At 60.3% G+C, this 13,409-nt stretch carries 12 protein-coding genes; 3 read left to right on the top strand and 9 right to left on the bottom strand.

What is annotated here, in order from left to right:
- Positions 1-2 precede the first annotated feature (2 nt).
- Entirely contained in the window at positions 3-1,913 is a 1,911-nt protein-coding gene (locus tag ACWPM9_RS16635; protein WP_484755870.1) for a pseudouridine synthase, read from the bottom strand.
- Positions 1,914-2,044: 131 nt separating this feature from the next.
- Between ACWPM9_RS16635 and ACWPM9_RS16640 the strand changes: the two genes are divergently transcribed.
- Positions 2,045-2,500, top strand: coding sequence for a nucleoside deaminase (locus tag ACWPM9_RS16640; RefSeq protein WP_484755871.1), 456 nt, complete (start codon positions 2,045-2,047; stop codon positions 2,498-2,500).
- Positions 2,501-2,618: 118 nt separating this feature from the next.
- Here ACWPM9_RS16640 and ACWPM9_RS16645 read toward each other — a convergent pair whose 3' ends face one another.
- From ACWPM9_RS16645 to soxR, 8 genes are all read right to left on the bottom strand, one after another.
- Positions 2,619-3,098 carry a GNAT family N-acetyltransferase gene (locus ACWPM9_RS16645; protein WP_484755872.1) on the bottom strand — a complete coding sequence of 160 codons (480 nt, stop codon included), beginning with the start codon at positions 3,096-3,098 and terminating at the stop codon, positions 2,619-2,621.
- A 72-nt stretch (positions 3,099-3,170) separates the two neighbouring features.
- Entirely contained in the window at positions 3,171-3,797 is a 627-nt protein-coding gene (locus ACWPM9_RS16650) for a hypothetical protein (RefSeq protein ID WP_484755873.1), read from the bottom strand.
- Positions 3,798-3,927: 130 nt separating this feature from the next.
- Positions 3,928-6,828 carry an isoleucine--tRNA ligase gene (ileS, locus tag ACWPM9_RS16655; RefSeq protein WP_484755874.1) on the bottom strand — a complete coding sequence of 967 codons (2,901 nt, stop codon included), beginning with the start codon at positions 6,826-6,828 and terminating at the stop codon, positions 3,928-3,930.
- Between the two features lie 294 nt (positions 6,829-7,122).
- On the bottom strand, positions 7,123-8,322 hold the full coding sequence (locus tag ACWPM9_RS16660; protein ID WP_484755875.1) for a GGDEF domain-containing protein: 1,200 nt from the start codon (positions 8,320-8,322) through the stop codon (positions 7,123-7,125).
- A gap of 163 nt (positions 8,323-8,485) precedes the next feature.
- Complete coding sequence (locus tag ACWPM9_RS16665) at positions 8,486-9,466, bottom strand: bifunctional riboflavin kinase/FAD synthetase (RefSeq protein ID WP_484755876.1); 981 nt, start codon at positions 9,464-9,466, stop codon at positions 8,486-8,488.
- 168 nt (positions 9,467-9,634) lie between these two features.
- The gene (locus ACWPM9_RS16670) at positions 9,635-10,486 is read right to left on the bottom strand and encodes a TIGR01459 family HAD-type hydrolase (RefSeq protein ID WP_484755877.1); all 852 of its coding nucleotides are present in this window, start codon (positions 10,484-10,486) and stop codon (positions 9,635-9,637) included.
- 119 nt (positions 10,487-10,605) lie between these two features.
- Positions 10,606-11,928 (bottom strand): chromate efflux transporter, encoded by a 1,323-nt coding sequence (gene chrA, locus ACWPM9_RS16675; RefSeq protein WP_484755878.1) that lies wholly within the window; start codon positions 11,926-11,928, stop codon positions 10,606-10,608.
- Between the two features lie 32 nt (positions 11,929-11,960).
- Positions 11,961-12,413, bottom strand: a complete 453-nt coding sequence (gene soxR, locus ACWPM9_RS16680; RefSeq protein ID WP_428185725.1) for a redox-sensitive transcriptional activator SoxR — start codon at positions 12,411-12,413, stop codon at positions 11,961-11,963.
- 89 nt (positions 12,414-12,502) lie between these two features.
- Here soxR and ACWPM9_RS16685 point away from each other — a divergent pair, with 89 nt between their 5' ends.
- Together ACWPM9_RS16685 and groES are read left to right on the top strand one after the other, a co-directional pair.
- Positions 12,503-12,895, top strand: coding sequence for a hypothetical protein (locus ACWPM9_RS16685; protein ID WP_484755879.1), 393 nt, complete (start codon positions 12,503-12,505; stop codon positions 12,893-12,895).
- 208 nt (positions 12,896-13,103) lie between these two features.
- The gene (gene groES / locus ACWPM9_RS16690) at positions 13,104-13,400 is read left to right on the top strand and encodes a co-chaperone GroES (RefSeq protein WP_428185727.1); all 297 of its coding nucleotides are present in this window, start codon (positions 13,104-13,106) and stop codon (positions 13,398-13,400) included.
- Positions 13,401-13,409: the final 9 nt, after the last annotated feature.

Below are 13,409 nucleotides of genomic sequence, written 5' to 3' on the forward strand. Positions count from 1 at the left end.
GCTTACCTCCGGCCCTTGAATGGACCACGTCCGCCCTGGGGCTTGCCACCACCGGGACGGTCGCCGCGCGGACGATCGCCGCCGGGCTTGTCACCAAAGGATCGCCCGCCACTGGGCTTCCCACCGCTTGGCTTGCCGCCACCGGGCTTGTCGCCGAAGGCGCGACCACCGGCAGGTTTGCCACGGGGCTTATCGCCAAAAGGCTTTGCCCCGCGCGGCTTGTCGCCAAAGGGCTTGTCGCCAAAAGGTCTGTCGCCACGGGCCGGACGGCCTTCGCCGCTGCGTTCAGCGCGTGCCGGTCGGTCGCTTCTGTCTGAACGAGGGCCACGGTCCTCTCTGGGACCTCTGTCGCCTCTTTGGCCCCGGTCATCTCTTGGACCACGATCATTGCGTTCCGGACGATCACTGCGTCCGCCAAAGCTGCGTTTGTCGCCGAAACCGCCGCCGTCCTTGCGGTCGGGCTTGGCAGGCGAATCCGCGCGGATCCATTCGCCGTCTTCGTCGCGGGTACGGCTCACCACAACGCGTGGGCCGTCGTCGCGCCGGAAATCGGACTTGCCCTTGCTGTCGGGATCGAACTTGCCGCGGCTCCTGGTCGGCAGACCATCCTTGTCGCGACCGTAACGCTTGGACTGCGGAGCGCCATCGCGGCGTGCGGGCTTGCGGGCTTCTGCGCCCTCTTCCCTTGCGGTCTTTTCAGCCACAGGGCGAGCACCCGGCGCCATCCAGACATTGGCAGTGCGGGCGCGCGTGGCAGCCGGCCGGCTCTTTGGCTTGTCGCCATAACCACGGTCTTCGTCACGGCCTGCAGATTTGCCGCCGCCAAAGCTCTTCGGTGCCGACTTGCGTTCGCCGCGGTCGGAAGACGACTTGCGGGTGTCGAGACGTGCACGGCCTTCCTCGCGGAAATCCGAACCCTTCTCGCGTGCACCCCAGGGACGCTTTTCCTTGGCCTCTGTTTTTTCTTCCGCAGCACCGTCGGAGAAGAGCGGTGCGTCAAAATTGGCCTTGGCGTCTTCGATCAGGCGGGGGCCGAGCTGATCGCGCAACATGCGACCGCGCACTTCCAGCGCCTTTCTCTCGGCAATGTCGCCAAGCTGGAAAGGTCCGTAGGAAATACGGATCAGGCGGTTAACCTCGAGGCCGAGCTCGCCCAGCACGTTCTTGATTTCACGGTTCTTGCCTTCGCGAAGACCCATGGTGATCCAGACATTGTGGCCCTGCTTGCGGTCGAGCGTGGCTTCGATGGCACCATAGAGCACGCCATCGACGGCAATGCCGTCCTTGAGCTTGTCGAGATCGGCCTGTTCGACCTCACCATAGGCGCGAACGCGGTAGCGACGCAGCCAGCCTGTTGTCGGCAGTTCCAGAACGCGGGCAAGGCCACCGTCATTGGTCAGCAGCAACAAGCCTTCGGTGTTGATGTCGAGACGGCCGATGGAGACGACGCGCGGCAATTCTTCCGGCAGGTTGTCGAAGACGGTCGGGCGACCTTCCGGATCGGCATTGGTGGTCACCAGTCCGGCTGGCTTGTGGTAGAGCCACAGGCGCGTGCGCTCGACGCCACGGATCGGTTCGCCGTCGACTTCGATCTTGTCGGCAAAGGTTGCGTTGACCACGGGGGTTTCCAGCGCCTTGCCGTTGAGGCTGACGCGGCCTTCCATGATCATGCGCTCGATATCGCGACGAGAGGCGATGCCGGCGCGGGCGAGCAGCTTGGAAATGCGCTCGGGCTTTGTCGCTTCGCCCGATGCCGATGCGACTGCCGATGAGCGGCTGAACGTCTTGTCGGACGCTTTTCCTGCCGGCTTGCTGTCACGCTTGGGCGCATCGCCATCCGATTTGCGGCTGTCGCGCGAACCGCGGGATGCGTATGCAGGCTTGGGTCCTGTGGACTTGTCTTTAGGTGTCATTTGCTGTTTGCCTGTGTTCCTAACCTCGGGCGACCGCATGGCGCCAACCATAAGCGGTATATCCGCGGGGGCGAGGCAATTTTGCGTGTCCTATCAGGTCGCGCGGTCCGGGTTAAGAGGAAAATCATCGGATGGCGGAGACAAATCGCTTCATGGAAGCGGCATTGGCCGAAGCGCAAGCCGCCGGAGAGCGTGGCGAAGTGCCAATCGGGGCCGTTGTGGTGCTCGATGGAGAGATCGTCGGGCGCGGTGGCAACCGCACGCGCGAGAAGAATGATGTGACCGCGCATGCGGAAATAGAGGCTATTCGCGCGGCCTCAGCAGCGCTTCAGCAGGAACGGCTATCGGGCGCCGATCTCTATGTCTCGCTGGAGCCCTGCGCCATGTGTGCGGCCGCCATTTCCTTTGCCCGCATCCGTCGTCTCTACTACGGCGCCGAAGACCCGAAAGGCGGTGGCGTGGATCATGGCGGGCGGTTTTATGCCCAGCCGACCTGCCATCATGCACCGGACGTCTATTCCGGCATTGGCGAGCGTGCCGCTGGCGATATTCTCAAACGGTTCTTTCAGGAGAAACGGGAGCGTTGATCCTCTATCCCATACAAGGGTCGCTGACGGGCATGGTCAACTGTGGCGCGCCCAGCAGTCGAGGTTTTCTATGTGATCCTGCCGCGCCGGGTCTTCCGCGACGGGACTTGAGCGAGATTTATCCCTTGGCAAAAGTCTTCAGCTTGTCTCCGGTGAGGCGATATCGGATCCATTCGGTCTGCGGTTCGGCTCCGATAGCGTCATAGACGCGGATGGCCGGCTCGTTCCAGTCGAGTACGCTCCATTCAAAGCGGCCACAGCCTTTTTCGACGGCAATGCGGGCCAGGTGGCGCAGCAGGAGCTTGCCCGCGCCGGAGCCACGGTAATCCGGGGCAATATAGAGATCTTCCAGGTAAAGGCCGTTACGGGCCTGCCAGGTGGAATAGTTGAAAAACCAGACGGCAAAGCCAACGGGCAGGCCATCGGCTTCCAGAATGGCCGAACCGGTCACAGAGCCGGGGCCGAACAGAGATGCCGTCAGGCTTTCTTCTGTGGCTTCGACCTCATGCTCGGCCTTTTCGAAAATCGCCAGATCGGTGATGAAGCGCAGGATGGTGCCGACATCATCGGCTGTTGCGTCGCGAATGGTGAAAGTCATTGTTCAGTCCAGATAAATAGCCAAAAAAAATGGCAGGCCACTGGCCTGCCGTTTCGATGCTGTCGATTGCGCTTATTGGAAGGGCATCCACCAGGAAGAGGTCTGCTGTGCAGCCTTGGCTTCCTTCTTGCGACGCTTTGCCTTCTTCAACTCCGGTTCGCCCAGATCATCCAGCGTGACAGCTTCTGCTGCGCGATATTCCGTCGGCGGATCGGCCAGGAAGCGGCGCTGATCGAGATAAGAGCCCTGCTGGATCTTGCGCGCCTCGCGGAAGGCTTCCCATTTCTGCTTTTCCGTCTGGGTGCCGGCACTGCCGTAACCAACGAGGAGCGGCGAACGATAGTTCGGATTGTCCTTGTTGTCGTCGGCTTCCTTGCGAAGACGCGCACGGGTCTCTTCCGGCGTTTCCAGCCAGGCAGGATTTTCCTTGCTGGCGAGAGACTGCTGCGGCTGAACCAACTGGGCCGTTTCCTGGTTGGGCGGCATTACCAGTTCAGGGCGAGGATTGTATTTCTCGCCGGTGTTCTTGTTGGGGTTGGCACCAATGGAGGCGACGTCACCCAGATCGTCCGCCAGCTGCTCCATGGCAGTCTTGTCTGTGCCATAAGTCGGACTGCCAAGGCAGCCGCTCAAGCCAACGCAACTCATGAGAATGCCCGCCATACCGGCGCCAACTCGAAACGCATTTGCCGTCTTCATGAAACCCTTCCAGCCTTGCCGGTCTCCGCCCCACGCGATGTTGTTATACCGCCTGACCGATGAATCCGGCCATTTTCAGGCAATTTTACCGGATGACCCGCGAAAGCGCAAATTATCCGGTCATCATTTGTCATCCACGCGCTGCCAATTCGCGCAAGGCAGCGGCGTCACGGGCCGAGACGTCGGGATAATCCGGGTCCGATCCGACATCCTGGGTGATACGCCAGGAGCGTGCACACTTGATCCCGTCCGCCGGTTTCGGCTCCACCGAGACCTTTGGCACTTCGAAGAGGCGGAAAGCATCCGACGGACCTTCGGCCGCCACAAGTGTGATGGCAGAGGTGATGCAGATTTCAGCGAAATCCTGCCCATCGAGCGCCGACAGGAGTTCCGGATCAGCGATATGCACAACCGGTGCTGCCTCGAGCGAGGAGCCGATGCGCTTTTCACGGCGCTCGACTTCCAGGGCACCCGTGACGACATAGCGGACGTCGCGGATCTTTTCCCACTTGGCGACCAGTTCCGGTGCCAGCCATTCCGCCGGCACGTCCGGGAACTGCTCAAGATGCACTGACTCGGCACCCGGATTGCGCGACAGCCAGGCCTCTTCCATGGTGAAGGCCAGCATGGGCGCAAACCAGGTCACCAGGCAATCGAACAGCTTGCGGATGACGAACAACGAGGCACGGCGGCGATGCGATGACGGTGCATCGCAATAAAGCGCGTCCTTGCGGATATCGAAGTAGAAGGCCGACAATTCGATATTGGCGAAATCGGTCAAGGCGCGGGTGATCTTCTTGAAATCGAAGGCGTCATAGCCAGAGCGCACCAAAGCATCGAGCTCGGCCAGACGATGCAGCATCAGGCGCTCGAGTTCCGGCATGTCGGCATAGGCGATCTCATCGCCCTCGTCGTGGGCGAGCGTGCCGAGCATCCAGCGGATGGTGTTGCGGATCTTGCGGTAGCTGTCGATATTGGTCTGCAGGATCGCCTTGCCGAGGCGCTGGTCCTCGGAATAATCGGTGGTCATGACCCACAGACGCAGGATATCGGCGCCCGACTGGGCCATCACGTCCTGGGGCACAACGGTGTTGCCCTTGGACTTCGACATCTTTTCGCCCTTCTCATCCATGGTGAAGCCATGGGTGACAACGGCATTGTAAGGCGCACGACCGCGGGTCGCGCAGCTTTCGAGCAGCGATGAATGGAACCAGCCGCGATGCTGGTCCGAGCCTTCGAGATAGACGTCCGCCGGCCATTTGAGGTCCGGGCGATCTTCCAGCGTGAAGGTATGGGTCGAGCCTGAATCGAACCAGACGTCGAGGATGTCCCTGACCTGAACCCAAGGTTCGCCCGCACGGTCGCCGAGGAAGCGCTCACGGGCGCCTTCGGCAAACCAGGCGTCAGCGCCTTCGGCCTCAAAGGCCTTAAGGATGCGGGCGTTGACCGCGTCGTCGACCAGAACTTCGCCCTGTTCGTCGGCAAAGACGGCGATGGGGACGCCCCAGGCGCGCTGACGCGACAGAACCCAGTCCGGACGACCTTCGATCATGCCGCGCAGACGGTTCTGGCCACCAGCCGGCACGAAGCGCGTGTCTTCAATGGCACCCAGTGCGCGCGAGCGCAGCGTGGTGCCATCGCCGAGTTCCTTGTCCATATAGACAAACCACTGCGGCGTGTTGCGGAAGATGATCGGCTTCTTGGAACGCCAGGAATGCGGATAATCATGCTTGATGCGGCCGCGAGTGAACAGGTTGTTGGCGGCGATCAGGGCTTCGATGACGCGCTTGTTGGCATCGCCCTTCTTGCCGTTGTCATCCATGACGCGCGCGGCACCGCCCTCGGCGCTGGGGCCGAAGCCAAATGCCTCATCGGTGTAGAAGCCGGCATCATCGACGGTGAACGGGATCTTGGACGAGATGCCGCGGGCTTCAAGCGCTCGGGCATTGTCCATCCATGCGTCAAAGTCTTCGCGGCCGTGACCGGGGGCCGTATGCACAAAACCGGTACCGGCGCTGTCGGTGACGTGATCGCCGTCCATCAGCGGCACGGCGAAGTCGTAACCGAGCGAGGCCAGCGGATGGGCGCAGGTCATCCCTGCCAGCTCCTCGCTTGCGACCTCACGCACAAGGTTCAGTGTCACCTTGGCCTTTGCCGCGCATTCTTCGGCGAGGCTTTTTGCAAAGATCAGCTTTTCACCCGGCTGCGGACCGAAATCATTGGCTGCTTCTGTGACCTCATAGAGGCCGTATTCGATCCGGGACGAGAAGGAAATCGCGCGGTTGCCCGGGATGGTCCAAGGGGTCGTGGTCCAGATGACGACGGAGGCGGATTTCAGTTCGTCAGATGCTTCAACCACCGGGAACTTCACCCAGATCGTATCGCTTTCGACCTCGTGATATTCCACCTCGGCTTCCGCCAGCGCCGTGCGCTCGACCACCGACCACATGATCGGCTTGGAGCCGCGATAGAGCTGGCCGGACTTGGCGATCTTGAGGAGTTCGCCAGCGATGCGGGCTTCGGCGTGGAAGTTCATCGTGGTGTAGGGATTGTCGAAGTCGCCTTCGATGCCCAGGCGCTTGAACTCTTCCGACTGGACCTTGATCCACTCGGCTGCGAAGTCACGGCATTCCTGACGGAACTCGTTGACCGGAACCTCGTCCTTGTTCTTGCCCTTGGCGCGATATTTTTCCTCGATCTTCCATTCGATCGGAAGGCCGTGGCAATCCCAGCCGGGAACGTAATTGGCGTCATAGCCGCGCATCTGGAAGGAACGGTTGATCACGTCCTTCAGGATCTTGTTGAGCGCATGGCCGATATGGATATTGCCATTGGCATAGGGAGGGCCGTCATGCAGCACGAATTTTTCGCGACCGGCAGCGGATGCACGAAGCTTCTTGTAAAGCCCCATTTCCTGCCAGCGCTTGACCGTTTCCGGTTCCTTTTGCGGCAGGCCTGCGCGCATCGGGAAATCCGTCTGCGGCAGATAGAGAGTGGAGGAATAGTCTACTTTTTCAACAGTATCTGTCATGATCTAGCCAAAGTGGGGCGGCCTTGAGGCGCGCCGAAAATCAAGGAAATTCGCGGTGACGGAGGGGGGCAAACGAAGCGCCCAAAACCCGGACCCTCCGGCAGCTCTCAAAGCGCGCGGAAGGCCGGGCCAATAATTCGAAAGAATATCGTCTGCCGTACCTTGCTCATGGTGGCGGTTGTTTAGGCGGTTTTACCGGGAAAAGGAAGAGGTGGCCGGCAAGAATGTCGACGTTCACCGGGCGGGCTACCGAATGACGGCTGCTTGAAACCTCCGGCCGAGGGCGGCACATTGCTATGCCGGTGACGGTTTGGGCGGAGAAATGCCTTCAAAGGGGCTCGCGGCTTCCGTCACATGGTGGAGGATGACGCGATTGCGCCCCTCGTTCTTGGCGGCATAAAGTGCGCGGTCGGCATCGTTGACCCAGGCATCCAGCGTCCGCACTGGGCTAGTGTTCATCATCACATAGCCGCAGGAAATTGTCAGACTGAAGCGGTTTTCTGCCGATTGGACTTCCAGCTTTTCTATTGCCGCACGCGCACGCTCCAGCACCGCTGCTGCCTCGCGCCGATCATGCTCCGGCAGGCACAGGCCGAATTCCTCGCCCCCAAGGCGCCCCAGAAGAGCGCCGGAAGGAAGATTCGCCTCGATGACCTTCGTCACGTCAATCAGGGCATCATCGCCGCCCTTGTGGCCAAACGTATCGTTAATTCGCTTGAAGTAATCGAGATCGAAGATTGCAACAGCGCCATTGCCGGTCCGTGCCAGTGTCTCGCCAAGGGTGAAAAACATGCGCCGGTTCAACACACCCGTGAGGGCGTCGCGTTCTGCAAGCTGCCTTTGCCTTTCGCTGGTGCGCTCCAGCTTCAAGACTACGATGACCAGGAAGCACGCCATGTTGAAGATCGCCAGCAGGATGCTTGCCGGACCAAGCCAGGCCGACACCGGCGTGTTCACCACGAGCTCCACGGGCGCCACGATGGACATTGGCGCAATCAGAATGTTCGTCAATGCATAGGCCACGAGAACCAGGGCGGCCAATCGGCGTGACGGAAGATGCTCGCTGCTCGGGCTGACCCAGACGACATTGGCAGCCAGCAGTAGATTCACGGCTGAGCCCCCGTAAATCAGCATGCCGCGCACACCTTCCGGATCAGGCAAGAAGCCCGCCAGAACCATGAGTATGGCAGCGGCGGCCGTGACGCCGAAAGCTTCGATGGGATGGTAGGAGCAGCGGAAGAAGTCTTTGAAGCCGAGCCATATGAAACCGGTCATGCTGATCAGAAGCGCGCCGCCGAAAAACTCGACATAGTCCACAGAGATCAACTTGAATTTGCTCATCAAGACGCCGCTGAGCACCGCGCAAAGAGCCGCCATACACCACAGGACCAGATCTTTTTGCCTTGGATTTCGTAGCCAGGCAATCGTGACGACGGAGACGATCGAGAGATTGATCATCGCTGTATAGATGAAGATTGTTTTTAGCTCCAACATCGCATCCAATGAGTCTAAATCGTCCTTACGCTCCAGTTATAGTGGATGTGGACAAATTAATTGTTAATTTTAGAAATTATGCACCTTTCAGCCCCGACTTCGACCGGGACTGTCAAACGGTGCACTTCAATCTCTTTGTTTCTGAAAAATGTTAAACTTGAATTTAAAAGGCGATGACCGTGTCGAGGTCGCCAAGCGTTCTGACACCTGACAGCAGCGCGCGCGCCTCTTCCTCGTCCCGACGGATCTGGGCAACCAGCGGATCGAGGCCGTCAAATTTCAACTCATCGCGTAGATGGCCGAAGAAGGAGACCGAACAGGTCTCGCCGTAGAGGTCACCGTCGAAATCGAAGATGTAGGTCTCAAGCCAGGCGGCTCCATCGCTGCTGACGGTGGGGCGGTAACCGAAGCTTGCAACGCCATCATACAATGTGCCATCGGCGCGACGAAACCTGACGGCGTAAATGCCGGGCTTCAGCTCCGCCTCCGGCGCCAGCTCCATATTGGCCGTTGGAAAGCCGATGGTGCGACCAAGCTGCTGGCCCTTGAACACCTCTGCCTCCACCGTATAGCGATAGCCGAGAAGACCTGCGGCCTGTGCCACATCGCCCTTGGCGATCAGCGTTCGGATGCGGCTTGAGGATATGATCTCTGCCCCTTCGTCGCGGAAGGGGTCGATCAGGGTGACGCCAAAACCGTGGCGCTCGCCGGCGCCCATCAAGAAGGCCGGACCGCCTTCCCTGCCCTTGCCGAAATGGAAATCGACACCGGTCACCACCTGCGAGGCCCCCAGCCAATCGACGAGAATGGACTTCACGAAGGTTTCGGCCGACGTGGTGGAGAATTCACGATCGAAGGGATATTCGACCACGCAATGGAAGCCCAACGCTTCCAGAAGCCGGGCGCGCAGCGATGGCGGCGTGAGACGGAAAACGGGCTTGTCGGGATTGAAGACAGAGCGCGGATGCGGTTCGAAGGTCAAGACGATGGCCGGGACGCCGCGACTTTGCGCCAGTTCCAGTGCCTCGCCCAGAACAGCCTGATGGCCGCGATGCACGCCGTCAAAATTGCCGATGGCAATGACGCCGCCCTTCAGCGCATCGGGAAGCGGGTTCTTCTGTTCGTTGCGGTGAAAAACGGTCACGCCGACGCTCCGTTTCCGAACAAGGACGCCGTGCTGTCCGACACTCTGCAATGGCACTGCCCACCGGATGTGGCGTCAAGGCATGGATTACCCGTTGCGCTAACACACATAGGTTTGCGCCAACAGTTCGCCGTGATCGAAGTCCAGTTCACCGGCATGAAACCAACCTTATGCCAGCCGCTGCATCCAGAATACCGGCGTCGCGCTTTCCCGCTTGAGATAGGCATTCAGGATGGCCTCGTCGGTCTTGCCGTCGACAGTGTATTCACCAGCATGGATGCCGCCGGAGATATAGAGGAGATCATAGCCGGCATCGAGCGCGCCGCGGACATCGGTCGGCATGCCGTCGCCAATGGCCAGCACGCGGGCCGGATCGATTTTGCCGCCACGAGCTTCAGCAGCAGCTGCCATGGCAGCCTCATAGATCGGATGATGGGGCTTGCCGGCAATACGGGTCTGACCGCCCAGTTGCTCGTAATAGACAGCCACCGCACCTGCGCAGGGGATGATGCGTTCGCCGCGCTCGACCACCAGATCGGGATTGGCGCAGATCAGCGGCACTTGGCGCTTCTGGAATTCCACGAGCATGTCGTGGTAATCTTCCGGCGTTTCCTTTTCGTCGTCAAAGAAACCGGTGCAGACGATCGCTTCGGCATCAGCCGCATCGACGGCTTCGGCACCTGTTCCATCCAGCAGCGGCAGATCGCGCTCGGGGCCGAGAAGGAAGACCTTCTTCGGTCCCTCGGCAATCAGCTTGCGGGTCACATCGCCAGAGGTGACGATCCGGTCAAAGGCGGTATCGGCGACGCCGATTGCCTTCAACTGGGTGATGACGCCCGGAGAGGGACGCGGCGAGTTGGTGATCAGCACAACCGTGAGACCGGCGTTGCGGGCTTCGGTCAATGCCACGGACGCCTTGGGAAACGCATCGATCCCATTGTGCAGGACGCCCCAGACGTCACACAGAATGACGTCATAGCCGCCTGTGGCTTCACCGAGGGTCTGGATGCGCTTTGCCATGGAAAATGTCCTGCTTGATAAAGTCTGGTGTCACATCGCAAACCGGATCGCAGATTACAAGAGACATCCGCCTTTAATGGCGATGTTGGCCAAAACATATGCAGCAGGCCTTCTATGCCTCACAGGATGAGACGGGTTCCATAGCCGGCGATAGCGCAGACGACGAGCGTTCTGCCGACCCCCTGCCTGAAGGCAAAGATCATGACGACGGCAAGAAGTGTGGTGATGAGGGCCGCCACATCGAGGCTTGACCATTCCGGCACCGGGATGCTGGCGCCGGCCAAATCCCATGACATGCGCTCGACCTTGGCAAACAGGACATGCAGCGCAAACCAGAGCGCAAGGTTGAGAATGACGCCGACCACGGCTGCGGTGATGGCGGACAGGGCAGCGGAGGCAAAGCGATTGCCGCGCAGACGCTCGACATAGGGGGCACCGGCGAAGATCCAGATGAAGCTTGGAACGAAGGTCGCCCAGGCGGTCAGAAGTGCGCCGAGCACGCCACCGACAAGCGGCGCTCCCAAACCGGCATCGCGAAAGCCCGCAAGGAAGCCGACGAAGGACAGGACCAGCACCAGCGGACCGGGTGTGGTCTCCGCCAGCGCCAGGCCGTCCAGCATTTCGCCGGGCATCAACCAGCGATAATGATCGACCGCCACCTGCGCCACATAGGCCAGCACGGCATAAGCGCCGCCAAAGGTCACCAGCGCCATTTTGGAGAAGAACAGGTAAAGCGCGGTCATTCCGTCTGGACCGGCGACAAGCCACAACACCGCCCACGGTGCCTGCCAGACAGCGACCCAGAACAACAGGACAAGCACCTGGCGCGAGCCGACGAGTTTGGCTTGCACCGCTGACAGGTCGATATCCCCTGTCGCGGTGGCTGCGCTGGAGCGGGCCAGGACGAGCCCGGCCATGCCGGCCCCCAGAACCACCAGCGGGAATGGCAGCGACAGGAGGAAAAGCGCGAGAAAGGCGACGACCGCGACAATGCGGTGAAACCGCGTCTTCAGCGCCCGCTTGCCGACGCGGATCAAGGCGTCGATGACAATGGCCAGCACTGCCGCCTTCAGGCCGAAGAACAGGCCGGTCAGCCACTGGGTATCCTGATAGAGCGCATAGGCAGCCGAAAGGCCGAGCATGACGGCCAACCCCGGCAGCACGAACAACAGGCCGGCCACGACGCCGCCGCGCACGCCGTGGGTCAGCCAGCCGATATAGGTGGCAAGTTGCTGGGCCTCCGGGCCAGGCAACAGCATGCAGTAGTTCAAAGCATGCAGGAAGCGATCCTCGGAGATCCAGCGCTTCTCGTCGACGGCCACACGGTGCATCAGCCCGATCTGCGCGGCCGGGCCGCCGAAACTCATCAGGCCGATACGGGCAAAGGCACCCACCAGTTCCGACAATTGTGGACGGGCAACCGCTTCGGAATTTTCAGCCATCGTTGTTCAACTCCAAACCGGACACCCCATCATCACGGCAAAAGCCGTGCACCGGCGCCCTCATAACGCAGTTTGTCGTCAGTATTGCGAAGGGGACAATCATCGAGCGACAGGCAGCCGCAGCCAATGCAGCTGTCGAGCTGATCGCGCAGCGCCATCATGGTTTCGATACGGCTGTCGAGCTCGGCGCGCCAGGCGGCTGACAGCTTGCGCCAGTCGGCAGCACTGGGAGGTCGGTCCGCCGGTAGTCTGGACAGTGCGACGCGGATCTCGGCCAGGGGGATGCCCAGTCGCTGGGCGGTCTTGATGACGGCGATGCGCCGCAAGACACCGCGCGGATAGCGCCTCTGATTGCCTTGGGAACGCCAACTTTCGATCAGCCCTTCTCGCTCATAGAAATGCAGTGCCGACACGGCGACGCCGGAGCGCTGGGCAATCTCACCGACCGAGAGAGACTGCACTGTTTTGCGAGTTGTTTGCGACATGGAAAATACGCCTTGACCTCAATCTTTGTTGAGGTTTTATCGTGCTCGCGTTCACCTGACAACACGCCTTTGAGAGAGGAACGCCTGCCATGTCATTGTCCTTGCAAATCCCCGCCAACGAAAACGGAGCTCCGGCGGAAAGCGCCAGCCTCTTTCGCATCGACTGCTTCGAGTGCCCGCCCGATCATGTGCGCGCCTTTTCCAACCGCCTTGCCATTATCCACGGCTATTTCGACACGCTTGAGGGCTGCCTTTACAATCGGGTTGCGGTTGCGCCCGGACCTTCGACCGTGAAGATCGTCACCATCGTCGAATGGAAGAGTGCGGCAGCCCTGACGGCCGCAAAGGAGGCTGTCGACCAATTTTATAGTGTCGACGGCTTCGACCCGAAAATCTTCATGGCAGAGCGCGGCATCACCGGAGAATTCGGCCTTTACCACGATGTCGCCGCCTTTCATGCGCAGCATCACGCAGCCGGTTGACTTAGACATGCCGACACGCCAGACACATTCTCGACATGGCAAACGCCTAGAAAGAGAAAAGACGGCAAAAATTTTTAGCCGTTTTTCTTGACTCTCAGCCTTCCCATCCTTAGATCGAGCTCGCTAGCACTCCCCGTATGAGAGTGCTAACAACATCCATGCGGGACCCAAAGATCCCGCGAATGTCATTCGATCGAGGGATTAGACAATGGCAAGCACCAATTTCCGTCCGCTGCACGACCGCGTTGTAGTCAAGCGCGTCGAGTCTGAAGAAAAGACAAAGGGCGGCATCATCATTCCTGACACTGCCAAGGAAAAGCCAGCTGAAGGCGAAATCATCGCTGTCGGCAGCGGCGCTCGTGACGACAAGGGCGCACTCGTCGCTCTGGACGTCAAGGTCGGCGACCGCGTCCTGTTCGGCAAGTGGTCGGGCACCGAAGTAAAGCTCGATGGCGTTGACCTTCTGATCATGAAGGAATCCGACATCATGGGCGTTATCGGCTGAATTTAGCCG

This window comes from Agrobacterium sp. H141, assembly GCF_057158725.1.